The 17,272-nt window shown below is 69.1% G+C and carries 14 protein-coding genes; 8 read left to right on the forward strand and 6 right to left on the reverse strand.

The genetic code is table 11. The features are described from left to right. Positions 1-69 precede the first annotated feature (69 nt). The 4 genes from OC534_RS07115 to OC534_RS07130 are packed head-to-tail and all read right to left on the reverse strand — an operon-like array spanning position 70 to position 4,750. A complete protein-coding gene (locus tag OC534_RS07115; protein WP_136004253.1) occupies positions 70-1,113 on the reverse strand; it encodes a spore coat protein U domain-containing protein in 1,044 nt (347 codons plus the stop codon). After that, the gene (locus OC534_RS07120; protein WP_262071607.1) at positions 1,110-3,446 is read right to left on the reverse strand and encodes a fimbria/pilus outer membrane usher protein; all 2,337 of its coding nucleotides are present in this window, start codon (positions 3,444-3,446) and stop codon (positions 1,110-1,112) included. The genes OC534_RS07115 and OC534_RS07120 overlap by 4 nt, the downstream gene beginning before the upstream one ends. 13 nt (positions 3,447-3,459) lie before the next feature. After that, positions 3,460-4,218 (reverse strand): molecular chaperone, encoded by a 759-nt coding sequence (locus tag OC534_RS07125; RefSeq protein ID WP_026070699.1) that lies wholly within the window; start codon positions 4,216-4,218, stop codon positions 3,460-3,462. Between the two features lie 7 nt (positions 4,219-4,225). Next, the gene (locus tag OC534_RS07130) at positions 4,226-4,750 is read right to left on the reverse strand and encodes a spore coat U domain-containing protein (protein WP_017355581.1); all 525 of its coding nucleotides are present in this window, start codon (positions 4,748-4,750) and stop codon (positions 4,226-4,228) included. Between the two features lie 260 nt (positions 4,751-5,010). Here OC534_RS07130 and map point away from each other — a divergent pair, with 260 nt between their 5' ends. The 6 genes from map to dapE are packed head-to-tail and all read left to right on the forward strand — an operon-like array spanning position 5,011 to position 11,881. After that, positions 5,011-5,784: a type I methionyl aminopeptidase gene (gene map, locus OC534_RS07135; protein WP_026070700.1), complete on the forward strand. Its 774-nt coding sequence runs from the start codon at positions 5,011-5,013 to the stop codon at positions 5,782-5,784. Positions 5,785-5,786: 2 nt separating this feature from the next. Continuing rightward, the gene (locus tag OC534_RS07140; RefSeq protein ID WP_262071608.1) at positions 5,787-8,426 is read left to right on the forward strand and encodes a [protein-PII] uridylyltransferase; all 2,640 of its coding nucleotides are present in this window, start codon (positions 5,787-5,789) and stop codon (positions 8,424-8,426) included. Next, positions 8,426-9,490 (forward strand): 2,3,4,5-tetrahydropyridine-2,6-dicarboxylate N-succinyltransferase, encoded by a 1,065-nt coding sequence (dapD, locus tag OC534_RS07145; RefSeq protein WP_153164421.1) that lies wholly within the window; start codon positions 8,426-8,428, stop codon positions 9,488-9,490. The genes OC534_RS07140 and dapD overlap by 1 nt, the downstream gene beginning before the upstream one ends. Position 9,491: 1 nt before the next feature. Next, a complete protein-coding gene (locus OC534_RS07150) occupies positions 9,492-10,349 on the forward strand; it encodes a hypothetical protein (RefSeq protein WP_262071609.1) in 858 nt (285 codons plus the stop codon). Between the two features lie 45 nt (positions 10,350-10,394). Beyond that, positions 10,395-10,757, forward strand: a complete 363-nt coding sequence (locus OC534_RS07155; RefSeq protein WP_262071610.1) for an arsenate reductase — start codon at positions 10,395-10,397, stop codon at positions 10,755-10,757. Further along, on the forward strand, positions 10,754-11,881 hold the full coding sequence (dapE, locus tag OC534_RS07160; RefSeq protein ID WP_262071611.1) for a succinyl-diaminopimelate desuccinylase: 1,128 nt from the start codon (positions 10,754-10,756) through the stop codon (positions 11,879-11,881). Before OC534_RS07155 ends, dapE begins: the two co-directional genes overlap by 4 nt. Positions 11,882-12,053: 172 nt before the next feature. Here the strand turns inward: dapE and OC534_RS07165 are convergent, their stop codons facing one another. Then, positions 12,054-12,737 carry a pentapeptide repeat-containing protein gene (locus OC534_RS07165; protein WP_262071612.1) on the reverse strand — a complete coding sequence of 228 codons (684 nt, stop codon included), beginning with the start codon at positions 12,735-12,737 and terminating at the stop codon, positions 12,054-12,056. 101 nt (positions 12,738-12,838) lie between these two features. After that, positions 12,839-13,741 (reverse strand): tetratricopeptide repeat protein, encoded by a 903-nt coding sequence (locus OC534_RS07170; protein ID WP_262071613.1) that lies wholly within the window; start codon positions 13,739-13,741, stop codon positions 12,839-12,841. A 354-nt stretch (positions 13,742-14,095) separates the two neighbouring features. Here OC534_RS07170 and asnB point away from each other — a divergent pair, with 354 nt between their 5' ends. Both asnB and OC534_RS07180 read left to right on the forward strand, forming a co-directional pair. Continuing rightward, entirely contained in the window at positions 14,096-15,787 is a 1,692-nt protein-coding gene (gene asnB / locus OC534_RS07175; protein WP_136004235.1) for an asparagine synthase B, read from the forward strand. A gap of 101 nt (positions 15,788-15,888) precedes the next feature. After that, on the forward strand, positions 15,889-17,271 hold the full coding sequence (locus tag OC534_RS07180) for a cation:proton antiporter (protein WP_166472792.1): 1,383 nt from the start codon (positions 15,889-15,891) through the stop codon (positions 17,269-17,271). The last annotated feature ends 1 nt before the right edge of the window (position 17,272 follow it).

The following is a 17,272-nucleotide window of genomic DNA, read 5'->3' on the forward strand; positions in this document are numbered from 1 at the left end:
ACGTCGACAACAGGGAGGGCGACGGGGTTATCGGCGTTGTGGCGCCATGCTTGAGGGAACGCCACCGGCCTAGAACGTGATGGTGACCTGGACGCGGTCGTTGTAGCTGCCTTCGGCCACCGCACCGACCGTGGCCGGTGCGCGGCCGTACACGGTGATCGGCTGCGCGCTGCCGGTGCCCGTCTGGGCAAGGGTGTCCACGTTCTGCGTAGTGCCCCAGCGCAGGGTGCGCGCGCTGTCGCGGTACAGCTCATAGGGAATGGTGTAGGCGGCGTTGGTGACGTGCCGCATCCGCCGCACGCTGGTGCCACCGGCATACAGGCCGTTGTCCAGCGCGACCGTGAACGGCGTGCGCTTCAGGCAGGTGGTGGTGATGGTGGAGGTCTGGTCGATCGCGCTGGCGATGCTGCCGGCGCGGCTGCCGAAGTCCATGTCGGTGGCGACCGTGGCGCTGCATTGCGCGAGCACGTTGGCGGTCACGGTGAACGGGAAGGCGTCGGTGGCGGTCTTGTGCCCGGTGGTGCCGGCGGTGCAGGTCGCCGGGGTGGTCGAGCCGCCCAGGAGAACTTCGTTGTAGGCGTATTCCAGGGTGACCGCGCTGCCGGAAAAACTGCTGGTGTAGCTGCCGAAGGCCAGCGCCTGGTTGGCCGGGATCTGGCCGTAGAGGGTCAATGTGACTTCGCCATTGCCACCCAGGACAGGCACCGGGTACTTCAGATCGACGACCTGCGCCGGGGGCGTTCCGCCCGGCAGCAGTCCCCACGGGATGGTGCGCGCGGCATTGGTGTAGAGCTGGAACGACATGGTGTCGCCGAAGGTGTTGGTCATGCCGCGGAACGGGGACAGGGTGGTGCCCGTGCTGCCGGTTCCGATGCCGACACAGACCCGGACCGACGCGTCGGCGAGCAGGGACAGGCCGACGGTGCTGCACTGGATCTTGAACGACACCATCACATTGGTCGGCGCCGCTGCGCCATTGGTGATGGTGCCGAAGGCGAGCGCGCCCGGGGCGGTCGCGGTGCAGGTGGTGGCTGCCCGCGCAGGCGCCGGTACCAGCCACAGGCACGCCAGCAGCGCCGCCAGCGGCAGTCCGCTGTGCCAGGCGCTGCTCATGGGGGCACCGGCAGGCAGCGCAGCGGGCCGATGCGCAGGGGCGTACCGTCGGCCGTGCCGACCACCGCGACCTCGACCTCGCAGCGGCCGGTCTCTGTCTCCACGCGCAGGCGGCTCTGCGCAGGCAGATCGTCGAGGTAGGCCTCGCCGTCATAGCCCACGATGGTCTGGCGGCCATCGGGCAGGTGCACGCGGCTGCCCGGGGGCAGGGCCAGGCCCAGCGGATCGTGCAGTACCACGGTGGCCTGGCGGGTGCGCCGCAGCCCGAAGGCAACGCCCAGTCCGGCGTTCTGGCGCGGCGTCACCCAGGTGTCCACCCGGTCGGCGCGCATCTCGGCCGGCAGGTCGAGGGTGTCGATGGAGAGGCGGTTGCGCTGCCAGGACAGCAGCGGGGTGACCAGCAGCAGGCCGTTGGCATCGGTCACCCCGATCAGTCGGTTCTCCAGGCGCACCGGGATGCCGCCGATACCATCGGTGGAAACCACCGCGAACGCATCCGGCACTTCGCGTGCGGCAAAGGCATGGCCCCCCATCCAGACCAGGCTGCCGGCGGCATTGGCATAAGCGAAGTTGGCATCGCCTTGGCGCGAGGCGCCGAGTGCGTAGCGGCCCACCCGGTTCAGCCAGCCCAGTTCGGCCAGTCCGCCGGCACCACCGTCGCCATCGCGGGCCTGCAGCCGCCAGCCGAACCCACCCTGGCTGCCGTCCCCCGGAACCGGTTGCGAGACATCCACGGCATACAGACGGCGGTCGCCGTTGCGCTGGGCCGACACGCTGCTCTGTCGGTTGCGGCCCAGGCTGGCCGACACCGACAGGTAGACGCTGCGGTCGTCACGGTCGGACAGGTCCTGGTTGAAGGACAGGTAGGCAGACCAGCGCGCCGAGAAGGTCTTGTTCCAGAACAGGCTGGCGTAGCGGTTGTCGTCACCGTCGGGATAGGACAACCGCAGGTAGCTTGCGCTGATCGCGCCGGCGCGGCCCAGGGTCAGGCCCAGGGTGAGCTGGTCGGTGACATCGGGGGGCAGGGCCTCCTGCAGGGCGCCCAGGTCGCGGTAGTCGCCGTGGGTGCGGCGGGTGGCGGCATTGACGTTGACGCGCCGGTTGTTCCAGCTGTAGCCCAGCGCCCACTGGCCACCCTCGCGACCGTTCACACGGCTGCCGGCATACGCTGCGTTGAACACGCCGCCGGGGCCCAGCAGCCACCAGCCGCCGGCGCCGGCGTTGGCCACGCCGCCACCGCCTTCGGCGTGGGCCTCGGCGGTGAAGCGGTTGCTGACACCGTGGCGCCAGGTGCCGCTGACCAGCACCGGGGTGTCGTAGGCGAAGGAGTGGATGCCGTATTCGCGGCGCATCCGGCCCACGCCCAGTGACCAGTCGGTGAGGCCTTTGGCGAGCAGCTGCTGGGCGCCGTAGAAGGCGAAGTCCACGGTCTGCATGCGCCCGTAGGCGTCGGTGATCACCACCTGCGCGTTGCCGGCCCCGCTGATGCCGGGCTGGGCGGCGAGCTGGAACGGCCCCACCGGGACCTCGCCGTTGTACTGACGCAGTCCGTCCACGTACAGCTCCACGCTGGAGGGCACCACCGCCTCGCCAAGGAAGGTGGGCGTGGGGGTGAGCACACGGTAGGGCTGCAGTCCGTAGTTGCGGCCGATCTGCACGCCGCCCATGCGTACCGGGCGGCTCCAGTCGACGAACCCGCTGAAGAAGTCGCCCACGGTCAAGGTCGTGGCGCTGTCGGGGAAGTCCAGTTCCCAGTGGCTGTCCAGACGGACGCTTTCGCCGCGCCAGTGGCCACTGCGGCCTTCCTGGTAGGTGCGCAGCAACTGGGTGCTTTCCAGCACGCCACGGCCGAGGCCGAACACGCGCCACTGGGTGGTGAGGGCCAGGTTGCCCGCATCCTGGTTGTGGCTGGCATACACGTCGTAATTGAGCAGGGCGCCCGGCGACGCGCTGGCCACCGGCGTGGGCGCTGCCGCGCGTTCCAGCAGGGTGGTGGGCAGGGTCAGCTGCGACAGCGGCGCGTCCAGCGCCAAGGTCTGCAGCGCAGCGTCGTAGCGCACCACAACGCCGCCCAGGGCATCCAGTGGCAGCGGGGCCTCACCCCGCACGCTGAAACCGAGCTGGCGCAGGGTGGAGGCCGGGGCCATCAGGCGGCCGGCGTCCAGCGAGAACGGCAGCAGACCGCGTGGACTGCGATTGAGGGTCACATCCAGATACAGCGTCTGCGTTGCCGTCAACGGCGTGGGTGCCGGCAGCATGGCGTCGCCGGACGCGCCGATATCGGCCTCCGCCGCGCTCGCGGCCGGGGGCAACAGGCTTGCAGCCAGCGCCATCCGCACGCACGCCTCAGCGAGACGGTGGCGCAAGGGGGAGCGGGGTCTGGGCCTGCTCGCCATTGATCTTCGCCGAAAGCGTGCCGCCCGCCATCCGGGCTGCGGTGAGTTCCAGGGGCCAGCGCATGGTCTGGCCGCTCAGTACATACCCGAGCAGGCCCGGCTGCACGATCTGCGGTCGCGCGGGGTCGCCCACGGCGAGGTCGGCGATCTGGGCATAGCTGTTGCCGCGGTTATGCACCTGCAGCGCGATGCGCCCCGCGCCGAGATCGACCACGCTGGCCTGCAGGTCCGGGGCCGGCGGTTGTCCGCCGGCCGGCTGCACGAACACCGGCAGCGAGTAGCGCAGTACGAACTGCATGCCCCGGCGGGCCGGGTCGAGCGTTGGTACCTCATCGACGATCACCCGATACGCGAGCTGCGCAGCGGGCGCTTCCGGCTGCACGCGCACCACCCGTATCAGCTGCTGCTGGCCGGCGGCCAGCGACTGCATCGGCGGGCTCACTGCCAGCTCGGTGGTGGGCTCGAGCGCGTCCTTGCCATCGCGCTGCGTCCAGCGGAATACGCGCGCCTGCACGTCCACCGGCGAGGTGCCGCTGTTGCTGACCCACAACGCGTCCGCATTCTGTCCAGGGGTGAGCTGCAGCGAGGTCGGCGCGACCTGCAGGCTCGCGGCGTGGACCATGCCGGCGATGCCGAGCCACAGCCAAGGCAACGCCCGCCATGCCGACGCCGTGGGTCGCCGTGGGCGCCCCGGTCCGAAAGTCAGCATGGCAACCTCAGTAGGAAATGGTGGCGGTGACGGTGTCCTGATAGCTGCCGGTAGCGGCGTTGTTGACGCTGGGATTGGCGATCTGGCCGTACACGTTGTAGGCCAGCGGCAGGCCGGTTCCGATGCCGGCCACGGTGTTGGTGCCGGCGGTGGCACCCCACACGGTGTTGTGGCCGGCATCCTGGTACAGCTGGTAGCCGACAAAATTGTTGGTGGTCACCGCCGCATTGGTGTTCTTCATGCGCCGGGTGGTGACGTCATTGGCCGTGCCCGCGTTGGAGCCGGCGTTGAGCGCGATGGTGTAGGGCGTCAAGGCCGAGCATTGGGCGGTGATCGTGCCCTGGGCGTTGGAGGGGCTGGTGGCGGTGGACAGCGCACTGCCGAAATCCACGTCCGTGGCGGCTGCCGCCGTGATCGTGCAGGCCTTGGTGATGATGATCTTGACGTTGAAGGTGGTCGTATCGGCGGCCAGGGCGGGGGTGGACAGGGCCGCCAGGCCGACACCGACGAGCAGGGGACGCAGGGATCGCATGGGCATTCTCCTTGGACGGGGGTCCTGGATGATCAGGTCGATGCTGACGTACTGCAGGGACGGGCGCCGGGCGGGCGCTACCCTGCTTATAGAAGCGGGGTTGTCGGGGAAACGTGAGGATTTCTGGCCGGATTTGGCGTTTTTTGCGTTCACGCGGCCTCCCCGGTGCACGGCGGCCCCGGTCAGCCAGCCCAACCTCGGCTGTCGGCGTTCCCGCCGGCCCCGTTCAGTCTGGCTCCGGATCGGCGATAATGGTCGCCATGAGCGTGAATCTGAAAACTCCCCAGGAAATCGAACTGATGCGCATCGCCGGCCGTCTGGCCAGCGAGGTGCTCGACATCGTCACCCCGCACGTCAAGCCGGGCGTGACGACCGAAGCGCTGGACCGCATCTGCCACGACCACATCATCAACGTGCAGAAGGCCACGCCGGCCAACGTCGGCTACCGGGGCTTCCCGAAGACCGTCTGCACGTCGGTGAACAACGTCATCTGCCACGGCATTCCCAGCGAAGCCAAGGTCCTCAAGGACGGCGACATCGTCAACATCGACGTCACCGTGATCAAGGACGGCTGGCACGGCGACACCAGCCGCATGTATTACGTCGGCACCCCGTCGGTGATGGCCAGGCGCCTGGTCGACACCACCTATGAAGCGATGTGGCGCGGCATCCGTGCGGTCAAGCCGGGCGCGACGCTGGGCGATATCGGCCATGCGATCCAGAGCTATGCCGAAGCCGAGCGGTTCAGCGTGGTGCGCGAGTACTGCGGCCACGGCATCGGCAAGATCTACCACGACGAACCGCAGGTGATGCACTACGGCCGCCCGGGCCAGGGGCTGGTGCTGCAGCCCGGCATGACCTTCACCATCGAGCCGATGATCAACGAGGGCACCCGCTACAACAAGGTGCTGCCGGATGGCTGGACCGTGGTGACCAAGGACCGCAAGCTGTCGGCGCAGTGGGAGCACATGATCGCGGTCACCGAGACCGGCGTGGACGTGCTGACCCTGTCGCCCGGCGAATCGCAGGTCTGAGCATGCTGCCGGCGAGCCCGATGCTGGACGCGCCGGCCACCTCCGTCGCTGACCCGGAATGGGCGGCGACAGCGCGCCAGTCCCTGCAGCAGGCCGATGCACGCCTGTACCGGCGCTTCGACCAGGGCGACAACATCGAGCGCCTGCTGGCGCTGCGCGCCCGCGCGGCCGATCACCTGATCCGGCTGGCCTGGCAGCGCTGTCTGCCGGCCGAGAGCGGGCTGGCGCTGTTCGCGGTCGGGGGGTACGGGCGCGGCGAGCTGTTTCCGCGGTCGGACATCGATCTTCTGATTCTCGGCGAGCCGCCGCGCCAGCGGGCGCAGGAGCCGGCGCTGGCACGCCTGTTCGCCCTGCTGTGGGACTGCGGCCTGCCGGTCAGTCATGCAGTGCGCTCGGCGCAGGAATGCACCGACGCCAGCGCCGACCAGACCGTGCTGACCGCGTTGATCGAATCGCGCCCGCTGGTGGCCGACGATGCCGCCCGGCAGGCGCTGAAGGCAGCGGTCAACGTCGATGGCCTGTGGCCGCCCCGCGAGTTTTTCCTTGCCAAACGCGAGGAGCTGCTGGCGCGCCATCGCCGCTTTGGCGATACCGCCGACAACCTCGAGCCGGACATCAAGGATGGCCCCGGCGGCCTGCGCGATCTCAACACGCTGGGCTGGATGGCGCTGCGCGCTTTCGGCGTGCGCGAGCTGGAAGCCCTGGTCGGTCTGGGCCACCTGGGGCTGGACGAAGCGGCCGCGTTGCGCCGCGAGCGCTGTGCGCTGGCGCAGCTGCGTTTCGGCCTGCACCTGGTCGCCAACCGGCCCGAAGAGCGCCTGCGCTTCGATTACCAGAAGACCCTGGCCGCACGCCTCGGCTTCGAAGACGACCCGGAGAGCCTGGGCGTCGAGAAAATGATGCAGGGCTTCTACCGCAGCGCCACGGTGGTGCGGCGGATCAGTGACCGCCTGCTGCAGCGCTTTGAAGAACAGTTCGACGGCGAAGCGGTGCCCGAGCCGGTCAGCGTGGGTTTCTCGCTGCGTCGCGGCTACCTGGCCGCCAACGATCCGCAGTGGCCGCAGGGCGATATCGAACAGGTGTTCGCGCTGTTCTCCAGCTGGGCCTACAACCCCGACGTGCGCGGCCTGCATTCGCTGACCGCACGCGCGCTGGCCGAGTCGCTGGCCGCGCTGCCGGCGTATACCGGCGCGGGCGCGGCGGCGCGCGAGCAGTTCATGGCACTGCTGCGCAGCCCGCGCGCGGTCGACACGCTGGCGCGGATGGCCCGCCTGGGCGTGCTCGGCCAGTGGATTCCGGCGTTCGCCCAGGTGTCCGGGCGCATGCAGTTCGATCTGTTCCATGTCTACACGGTGGACCAGCACACCCTGATGGTGCTGCGGAACATCGGGCTGTTCGCCAGCAGCCGCGCCGACGAGCGCTTCTCGATCGCCCACGAGGTGTGGCCGCGCCTGCGCAAGCCGGAGCTGCTGCTGCTGGCGGGCCTGTTCCACGACATCGCCAAGGGCCGCGGCGGCGACCATTCCGAACTCGGTGCGGTGGACGCACGCGATTTCTGCCAGGCGCATGCGCTGAGCGCCTCGGACACCGACCTGGTGGCCTGGCTGGTCGAGCAGCACCTGCGCATGTCGGTGACGGCGCAGAAGCAGGACATTTCCGATCCGGACGTGATCCACCGCTTCGCCACGCTGGTGGCCAGCCGCGACCGGCTGGACTATCTCTATCTGCTGACCTGCGCCGACATCGCCGGCACCAGTCCCAAGCTCTGGAACGCCTGGAAGGACCGGCTGCTGGCCGATCTGTACTTCGCCGCGCGCCGCGCGCTGCGCGACGGGCTCGAAAACCAGATGCCGGCGGCCGAGCGCGTGGCCGAGGCGCGTGACTCGGTGCGCACGCTGGTGCGCGAACGCGGTTACGACGACGCCACCATCGACCGCCAGTTCGCGGTGATGCCCGACGAGAGCTTCATCCGACTGCGCCCCGAGCAACTGGCGTGGCAGGCTGCAGCGCTGGTGCCGGTGAAGCAGGGCCAGACCCTGGTCAAGGTGCGCCGCATCACTCCTGACGACCAGGCGCTGGAAGTGTTCGTGCATTCGCCCGATCGCGATGGCCTGTTCGCCGCGATCGTGATGACGCTGGACCGCAAGGGCTACGGCATCCACCGCGCGCGCGTACTGGACGGGCCGGTGGACACCATCTTCGATACCTTCGAGGTGACGCCGGCCGACAGCTTCGCCGATGGCGACGCGCCACGGCTGGAGGCGGCGCTGCGCGATGCGCTGGCCGGTGACCTGTCCCGGCTGCGTCCCTCGCGCCGGGCCATTCCCCGCCAGTTGCGCCATTTCCGTTTCGCGCCCCGCATCGAATTCCGCGACATCGCCGACGCAGGCAGCAGCAGCACCCGCTTCAGCCTGGTCGCGCCGGATCGCCCCGGCCTGCTGGCCGATGTCGCCTACGTGCTGCGCAACCAGCGCCTGCGCGTGCACGACGCCCGCATCGCCACCTTCGGCGAGCGCGCCGAAGACATGTTCGTGATCAGCGATGAACACGACCACCCCCTGACCGAATCCGCCAGGCAGCAGCTGCACGACGCCATGCTGGCCTGCCTGGACCCTGATCGAAACGCCGGAGACCCCCGCTGATGGCCACCAAGCCGACCAAGAAGACTGCCGCTACCTCTGCGGCGGCCAAGAAGACTGCCGCCGCCAGGACGGCGCCTGCCGCGAAGGCGCCGGTGGCCGCGAAGAAGGCCGCGCCGCGCAAAGCCGCCGCCGGCAAGGCCGCCGCCAGCCCGACCGAAAGTGCCGCCAAGCGCACCGCCAGCCGGGACGCCACCATCGCCCGCAAGTCGCTGCGCAAGCCGGCCACGCCGGGCGTGGAAGAGCTGAAGTTCGGCATCGAGAGCGCCTTCGAGCGCCGTGCCACGTTGACCCTGCATGAACTGGAAGGCTCGACCAAGCCGCTGGTCGGCCGGGTCATCGACGGCCTGGAAACCGGCGAATTCCGCGTGGCCGAGCCGGATGGCCACGGCGGCTGGAAGGTCAACGAGTGGCTGAAGAAGGCCGTGCTGCTGTATTTCCGCGTCAACGACATGGCCGTGGTCGACGCACGCCCGGCGCCGTTCTGGGACAAGGTCGAATCGCGCTTCGCCGGCTTCGATGAAGCCAGGTTCCGCCGTGCCGGCGTGCGCGTGGTGCCGGGCGCCATCGCGCGCCGCGGCACCTACTTCGGCAAGGACGTGGTGCTGATGCCGAGCTTCACCAACATCGGCGCCTACGTGGGTGAAGGCACGATGGTCGATACCTGGGCCACCGTCGGTTCCTGCGCGCAGATCGGCAAACACTGCCACCTGTCCGGCGGCGCCGGCATCGGGGGCGTGCTCGAGCCGCTGCAGGCCAGCCCGACCATCATCGAAGACCATTGCTTCATCGGCGCCCGCTCGGAGGTGGTCGAGGGTTTCGTGGTGGGTCACCACAGCGTGATCGGCATGGGCGTGTTCCTCGGTCAGAGCACCCGCGTGTACAACCGTGCCACCGGCGAGATCAGCTACGGCTCGGTGCCGCCGTACAGCGTGGTGGTGTCCGGCCAGCTGCCGTCCAAGGACGGCTCGCACTCGCTGTACTGCGCCGTGATCGTCAAGCAGGTCGATGCCAAGACCCGCAGCAAGACCAGCGTCAACGACCTGCTGCGCGGTCTGGCCGACTGAGTTGGCGCCGTCGCTGGCGCAGGCAGCGCGCTACCGCCATCCCTTCCCGGGGTGGCCGGGACGCGCGTTGCAGCGCCTGCTGGACGGTACGCGCTGGACGGCCCTGCGGCGCGCGTTGACCCGCGTGCTGCCGGTGCCACCGCTGTGCAGCGATGTGCGCGATGTGATCTACATGACCTGGTGGGTGGATGCCGCCAACGCGCCCACAGCGCCACCGGGCTACCGGCTGTTCACCCACGCCGGGCGCACGCCCTACACGGTGTTGACCTATCGGCACGGCCATTTCGGCCCGGCGTTCGCCGGACGGCTGCGTGCGCTGTTTCCCTCGCCGCTGCAGAGCAACTGGCGCTGGTACCTGCTGCCCGAAGACGACACGGCGACCACGCCGGTGGTGCTGTTCGACCGCAACGTGATCGACAGCGTGACCCACGCCGTGGGCGCCCGTCTGTTCAGCGATGCGATGCAGCCGCACTGGCCGGCACGCTTCGATCACGGCCGCAGCGGCGATGGGTGGCGGACGCGCATCGAACCGGGGCAGGGCAGTGCACCGGCACTGCAGGCGCAGTTGGCGCCGACAGCGGCTTGGCCGCCCGGCTGGGCGGCGGGTGCGTTCGCCGACACGCCGCAGGCGCTGGCATTTCTCGCCTGCCAGGACGCGGCCATCGCCGTGTGCGGCGACGGCCGTACCGCATTGACCCACATAGTCCTGCCGATCACGGTGTCGCAGGTGCAGCCGCTGCGGCTGGTGGGCCAGCCGCACTGTCCGCGGGTGGCGGGCATGGGGGTCGATCCCGCCGATGCGCTCTGCTTCCGGGTGCCGCAGGTGCCGTTCCGGGTCGTGTCCGAACGCCTGGTGTGACATGCTTCGGCGGTCTTTCCTGATCGACGTTGTGCGGAGCGCGCCATGACCACCACCCTGTATGGATTGAAGAACTGCGACACCTGCAAGAAGGCCACCAAGTGGCTCGACCGCTTCCATGTGCCGTACACCTTTGTCGATTACCGCGAGCACACCCCCTCGCCGGAAACCCTGATCGACTGGGCCGCGCAGGCCGGCGGATTCGCCGCACTGGTCAACCGCTCGTCCACCACCTGGCGGCAACTGCCGGAGAACCGCAAGGCGGCGGCCTCCGACGCGGAGTGGAAGCTGCTGCTGCGCGAGCATCCCCAGCTGATCAAGCGGCCGGTGGTGGTCACGGCCGACGGCACTGTGACCCAGGGGTTCTCGGACAACGGTTTCAAGCAGCGCTTCGGAGCCGGCGCGTGAGCGATGTCCTTGCACTGACCTGCGACCTGATCGCGCGCGCGTCGGTGACCCCCGACGATGCCGGCTGCCAGGCGCTGCTGGCCGGGCGCCTGCAGCGCGCCGGGTTCAGCTGCGAACACCTGCGCCTTGGCGAGGTCGACAATCTGTGGGCCACCCACGGGCACGGCGCGCCGGTGCTCGTGCTGCTTGGCCACACCGACGTGGTGCCGACCGGGCCGGTCGAGGCCTGGACCAGCGACCCGTTCGTGCCGCAGATCCGTGATGGCGTGCTGTACGGCCGCGGTGCGGCGGACATGAAGGGCAGCGTGGCCGCCTTCGTGGTGGCCGCCGAGCAGTTCGTCGCCGCTCATCCGGACCACCCTGGCACCCTCGCGGTACTGCTCACCAGTGATGAGGAAGGCGACGCCATCGATGGCGTGCGCCGGGTGGCCGACGTCTTCCGTGCGCGGGGGCAGGGCATCGACTGGTGCATCACCGGCGAACCGTCCTCCACCGCCGTGCTCGGCGATCTGCTGCGGGTCGGGCGTCGTGGCAGCCTGTCGGCCACGCTGACGGTCAAGGGCGTGCAGGGCCATGTGGCCTACCCGGACAAGGCGCGCAACCCGATCCATCTGGCTGCCGCGGCAGTGGCCGAACTGACGGCGCGCCAATGGGACGACGGCTATGAGAGCTTCCCGCCGACCAGCCTGCAGATCTCCAACATCCATGCCGGTACCGGGGCCAACAACGTGATCCCCGGCGAGCTGCAGGTGCAGTTCAACCTGCGCTACAACCCGCACTGGAGCGCGCCGGTGCTGGAGCAGGAGATCGCCACGCTGCTCGACCGCCATGCGCTGGACTACACGCTCCGCTGGCACCGCAGCGGCGAGCCGTTCTACACCCCGGAAGGCACGCTGCGCCAGGTGGCCCGCGAGGTTCTGGGTGCGTTCGCCGGCGCGCCGCCGGAGGAAAGCACCGGCGGCGGCACCTCCGATGCGCGCTTCATCGCGCCGCTGGGCGCGCAGTGCATCGAAGTGGGGCCGGTCAACGCCAGCATCCACCAGGTGGACGAGAACGTCGCGGTGGCCGACCTGGAACGGCTGCCGGCCCTGTACCAGCGCCTCATCGAGCGGCTCCTGGCGTAACCGCGTGGCCGACAGGGTAGAGCCGACGACAAGGTAGAGCCGACGAAAAGGTAGAGCCGACTGTCAGTCGGCTGCTCTTCACCAGACCACAAACAGCCGACCAACACCCGGCTCTACCCGGTAGGCTCTACCCAGCCAGGCATTCCAGCCAGGCATTCCAGCCAGCCGCCCATCACGCCACAATCAGCCCGAACGCGGCCAATGCCGCGGCCGCCTGCTGCTGCGAAATCACCGCCTTTTTGAAGTGCTTGCTGTCCATCACGTTCAGCCCGCTGATATCGGTGCCGCGCAGGTCCGCGCCGTCAATGCGGGTCAGCCGGGTCTGCGCATTGCGCAGGCTGCCGCCGTTGAACACCGCGTCGCGGAAGTCGCAGCCGGACAGCTCCGCATCGGAGAAATCCATGCCGTCCAGCTGCGCCTTGCGGAACGACAGACCGCGCAGGTCCGCGCTCACCATCAGGCAATGGCGGAACTCCAGCGCCCAGCCGCTGACCTCCTGCAGGTGCGCGCCGGTGAGCTTGCAGTCCTCGAACCGCACCGAGGACAGCGTCGCGCGGCGCCAATGACTGTTGTTCAGATCGCAGTGCGAGAAATGGCTGTCGCTGAGCAGCGCCGAACTGAGGTCGGCCTGCGCACCCCGGCACTTGTGCCACCGGCTTTCCTCCAGCGAGGCGGCCAGCCAGCTCGTGCCCGCCAGCGAGCACTGGTTGAACTGGAAGCCATCCATGTCCAGCCGCGAAAAATCGCCGCCGTCGAACACGCAGGATTCAAAAACCGCCGCGCGTGGATGCGCGGCGATGATCTGCTGCATGCGTTCGCGGGTGAGGGTGTCGTTGCGGAAAGTGACGCTGTTCATGCCGCCCATTCTGGGCGAGAAGCGCGTGGTGATGCAGTCTTGCGCAGCGCCGTTGGCTGTGTACAGCGCGACCGGGCGGGGCCCGGTACGCCGCTTGGCCATCATTCAAAGGTAAAGAACGGCGGCGCAATCGCCTCGCGCCAGTACGATTCGGCCGCCATGTAGAAGCCCTGCGCTTCGGCACGGGCGAACCAGCCTGCGGCCGCGTCCACGTTCTTTTCCAGACCACGCCCGCCGCGGCCCTGCAGCAGCCCGGCGAGGTACTGGCCATACACATTGCCCTGGTCGCCCGCGCGGGCATACCAGCGCAGCGCATCAGCCTTGCTCTCGGTCACGCCGATGCCGGCTTCGTACACCGCGCCAAGATCGACCTGGGCCTCGGCATCGCCGCGTTCGGCACGGCGCTGGATGGCGGCGATCACCGGGTTCGGCGACGGCGCGCTGCTGACCGGCGTGCCGGGCTTGGCCGACCCGCTGGTCGCATCGCGCAGCGCCTGCAGCTTGTACAGCTCGCGCAGATACACCGCCGAGCGCAGGCGCCAGCGCAGTGCGCCTTCCATGTCGCCGCGGCGTTCATACCATTTCTCCAGGTCGTGCATGGCATAGGGCGAGCCGTGGTACGCGGCGCTGTGGTACCAGCGGAAGGCCTTGCGTGGCGACGGCTTCAACACGACCGCCTCGGGCTTCTGCGGCGTGTCGCTGCTGTCCAGGCGGCCGCGTTCCAGGATCGTGCCCAACTCCTCTTCGGCACCGGTGGTGCGATGCGTGCGTGGGGTGGTGGCGGCGGCGCGCGCGTACCAGTCCAACGCGCGCGGGTCATTCCAGGCCCGGTACATCCTGGCCACGCGCATCGCCGAGTCGAACTGCCCATCGGCCGCAGCGGCCAGGGCATCACGTTCGGTGTCGCTGACCGGGCGGGTAGGGGCGCTATGGCAGCCTGCCAGGACCAGCAGGGCCAGCGTCGGCAGCAGCGCGGCGCGCAGGCGGGGGAAGCAGAGGGTCATCCATGAGATCCGGAACGGGGTGGGCGATTATCCCCGAGCGCGATGGCGCGCCCGCTGAATCGGTTGCCGTCGCAACAGTTGCGCCGTCGCCAAAACCGGGGTACGGTCGATCCATGTCCTCGTTCCTGGCCACCGCCGTCAACACCAATAACCGCAGCAATCTGCGCGCGAATAATCGTGCGCGGCCGATGCGGGACTGCGACCAGGGCTAGAACAGCAACACACGCCCGGACCCAGAAAACCCGCATCGGTCGATGCGGGTTTTTTGTTTTCCGGGTGCAGCACAGGCCCGGGAAAGGTGGCCGGTCGGATACAGACGTCACGTGTATTCCCCCATTCCCAGGAGCTGCTCCCATGTGTTCGATCTTCGGTATTTTCGGCCTGCAGGCCGGCGACGACCTTCCGGCCCTGCGCCGCCACAGCCTCGAGCTGTCCCAGCGGCAACGCCACCGCGGCCCGGACTGGAGCGGGGTGTACGTCGATGACGGCGCCATCCTGGTCCATGAGCGCCTGGCGATTGTCGATCCGGCCGGTGGCTCGCAGCCGCTGCTGTCCGACGACGGCGACCTGGCCCTGGCCGTCAACGGCGAGATCTACAACCACCGTGAACTCAAGGGCGAGCTGGCCCAGCCCTACGCCTTCCAGACCGGGTCGGACTGCGAGGTGATCAACGCGCTGTACCGCCAGGACACCCCCGCGTCGTTCCTCAACCGCCTCAACGGCATCTTCGCCTTCGCGCTGTGGGACCGCGCGGCGCAGCGTGTACTGATCGCACGCGATCCGATCGGCGTGGTGCCGCTGTACTGGGGCCACGACAGCGCCGGCCGCCTGGTGGTGGCCTCCGAACTCAAGTCACTGGTGGACATCTGCGCCGACGCCGCGCAGTTCCCGCCCGGCCACTGGTACGACAGCGCCACCGACACGCTGACCCGCTACTACGAGCGCCCGTGGCGCGACTACGACGCGGTGGACGGCGTGGCTGCCGACCTGACCGAGCTGCGCGAAGCCTTCGAGCGTGCCGTACACCGGCAGCTGATGACCGACGTGCCCTATGGCGTGCTGCTGTCCGGCGGTCTCGATTCCTCGCTGGTGGCTGCGGTGGCCGCACGCTATGCCCGCCATCGCATCGAGGACGGCGACCAGAGCGAAGCGTGGTGGCCGCGCCTGCATTCGTTCGCGATCGGCCTGAAGGGATCGCCCGACCTGGCGGCTGCGGCGATCGCGGCCGAGGCGCTGGGCACGGTGCACCACGGGTTCGAGTACACCTTCGAGGAAGGGCTGGATGCGTTGCCGGAAGTGATCCGGCACGTGGAAACCTACGATGTCACCACCATCCGCGCCTCCACGCCGATGTTCCTGCTGGCGCGCCGGATCAAGGCGATGGGCGTGAAGATGGTGCTGTCCGGCGAAGGCAGCGATGAGATTTTCGGGGGGTATCTGTACTTCCACAAGGCGCCGAACGCACGGGAGTTCCATGAGGAACTGGTGCGCAAGCTCGACGCGCTCAACAACTACGACTGCCTGCGTGCCAACAAGTCGATGATGGCCTGGGGCGTGGAGCCGCGCGTGCCGTTCCTGGACCGCGAGTTCCTCGATGTGGCCATGCGCATCGATGCCCGCCACAAGATGGTGGGGAAGGGCGGCGACGGCGCGCGCCGGATCGAAAAGGCGGTGCTGCGTGAAGCCTTCGAGGGCTATCTGCCGGAGTCGATTCTGTGGCGGCAGAAAGAGCAGTTCAGCGACGGCGTGGGCTACGGCTGGATCGATGGGCTCAAGGCGCATGCCGACGCACAGATCAGCGACCGGGTGATGGCGGCGGCGGACAAGCGCTTCGTGCACAACCCGCCGCAGACCAAAGAGGCCTATTACTACCGCCACGTGTTCGAGCAGTACTTCCCGACCCAGGCGGCGGCCGAAACCGTGCCGGGCGGCAAGTCGATCGCCTGTTCGTCGCCGGCCGCCATCGCCTGGGACGCGAGCTTCGCGGCAATGGCGGACCCGTCCGGTCGCGCGGTCGCCGGTGTGCACGCCCAGGCACTGGCGTGATCGATCCGGTGCGGCGACGCCACCGTGTCGCCGCACCGCTGCCTGCTGCCGCGATGCCCCTGAACCCGTAGAATCCCTGCGTCAATCGATCGGGACCGGTCATGGAAGCGGACACCACCGGCGGCGTGCGTCGCCGCGGACTGGCATGGCGGTATCTCGGCTGGGTGGCGCTACCGTTGCTGGTGGGCCTCGGCCTTGCGCGCTTTGCCGGTCCCGGCGTGCAGGCGCAGGTCGCCCGTACCCATGCGGCCCTCGATGCCGACTGGGCAGCGCATCTGAGTACGCCACTGGGGCTGTTCCTGCTGCAGCTTCTTGTGCTGCTGCTGGTGGCCAAGGGCACCGGCTGGCTGTTCCGCCGGCTCGGCCAGCCGGGCGTGATCGGCGAAATGGCCGCGGGCCTGATGATGGGGCCGCTGGTGCTGGGCGCGCTGTTGCCGCAGGTGCACGGCGTGCTGTTCCCGCCGGCGTCGCTGGGCTCGCTGGGGCTGCTCAGTCAGCTGGGTGTGCTGATGTTCCTGCTGGTGGCCGGCGCCGAACTGGATCTGGGTGGCCTGCGTGGCCGGCGTCGCTTCGCGTTCGTGGTCAGCCATGCCGGCATCGCCGTGCCGTTCGTGCTTGGCGTGCTGCTGGCGCTGTGGCTGTACGACGCGCACGCGCCGGGCGGTGTGGGATTCACCGGATTTGCGCTGTTCGTCGGCGTATCGCTGAGCATCACCGCGTTCCCGGTGCTGCTGCGCATCCTGGCCGACCGCGGCATGACCGGCACGCCGCTGGGCCAGACCGCGATCGCCTGCGCCGCACTTGGCGATGCCACTGCCTGGTGCCTGCTGGCGCTGATCGTGGCGGCCGCGCAGGCGCAGGGCTGGGTGCCGGCGACGATCAACCTGGTCTGTGTGGTGGCGTTCGTGGCGCTGATGCTGGGCGTGGTGCGGCCGTGGTTCTCGCGCCGCACGATTGCGCCGGGGCTGGAGGGCCGCTGGCTGCTGATCATGCTGTTGATGGCGCTGGGCTGCGCGCTGGTCACTGAAATACTCGGCATCCACGCGCTGTTCGGTGCGTTCGCCGCCGGTGTGGCGGTGTCCGGCAATGCCACGCTGCGGCACACCGTGGCCACCCGGGTCGAGCCGTTCGCGGTCACCCTGCTGCTGCCGCTGTTCTTCGCCATGACCGGCCTGCGCATGCGCGCCGACGCGCTGCAGGCCAGCGATCTGCTGCTGTGCCTGGTGGTGATCGCGGTGGCCACCCTGGGCAAGCTGATCGGCACGTGGAGCGCGGCGCGCAGCGCGGGCATGGGCAATCACGAGGCCTGGCGGCTCGGCGCGCTGATGAACACCCGCGGGCTGATGGAGCTGATCGTGCTCAACCTGGGCTACGAACTGGGCTTCCTTGGCGACCGGCTGTTCGCCGTGCTGGTGATCATGGCGCTGGTGACCACCGCCATGACCGGGCCGCTGCTGAGCGCGATGGACCGTCGCTGGCGCTAGC

It is taken from the genome of Stenotrophomonas sp. Marseille-Q5258, assembly GCF_946900935.1.
Lineage (GTDB): Bacteria > Pseudomonadota > Gammaproteobacteria > Xanthomonadales > Xanthomonadaceae > Stenotrophomonas > Stenotrophomonas nematodicola.

What these genes read in the sequence shown, in the direction of transcription:
- OC534_RS07115 (WP_136004253.1), bottom strand. Translation starts at nt 1,113, where the DNA reads ATGAGCAGCGCCTGGCACAGCGGACTGCCGCTGGCGGCGCTGCTGGCG.
- OC534_RS07120 (WP_262071607.1), bottom strand. Translation starts at nt 3,446, where the DNA reads ATGGCGCTGGCTGCAAGCCTGTTGCCCCCGGCCGCGAGCGCGGCGGAG.
- OC534_RS07125 (WP_026070699.1), bottom strand. Translation starts at nt 4,218, where the DNA reads ATGCTGACTTTCGGACCGGGGCGCCCACGGCGACCCACGGCGTCGGCA.
- OC534_RS07130 (WP_017355581.1), bottom strand. Translation starts at nt 4,750, where the DNA reads ATGCGATCCCTGCGTCCCCTGCTCGTCGGTGTCGGCCTGGCGGCCCTG.
- map (WP_026070700.1), top strand. Translation starts at nt 5,011, where the DNA reads ATGAGCGTGAATCTGAAAACTCCCCAGGAAATCGAACTGATGCGCATC.
- OC534_RS07140 (WP_262071608.1), top strand. Translation starts at nt 5,787, where the DNA reads ATGCTGCCGGCGAGCCCGATGCTGGACGCGCCGGCCACCTCCGTCGCT.
- dapD (WP_153164421.1), top strand. Translation starts at nt 8,426, where the DNA reads ATGGCCACCAAGCCGACCAAGAAGACTGCCGCTACCTCTGCGGCGGCC.
- OC534_RS07155 (WP_262071610.1), top strand. Translation starts at nt 10,395, where the DNA reads ATGACCACCACCCTGTATGGATTGAAGAACTGCGACACCTGCAAGAAG.
- OC534_RS07165 (WP_262071612.1), bottom strand. Translation starts at nt 12,737, where the DNA reads ATGAACAGCGTCACTTTCCGCAACGACACCCTCACCCGCGAACGCATG.
- OC534_RS07170 (WP_262071613.1), bottom strand. Translation starts at nt 13,741, where the DNA reads ATGACCCTCTGCTTCCCCCGCCTGCGCGCCGCGCTGCTGCCGACGCTG.
- asnB (WP_136004235.1), top strand. Translation starts at nt 14,096, where the DNA reads ATGTGTTCGATCTTCGGTATTTTCGGCCTGCAGGCCGGCGACGACCTT.
- OC534_RS07180 (WP_166472792.1), top strand. Translation starts at nt 15,889, where the DNA reads ATGGAAGCGGACACCACCGGCGGCGTGCGTCGCCGCGGACTGGCATGG.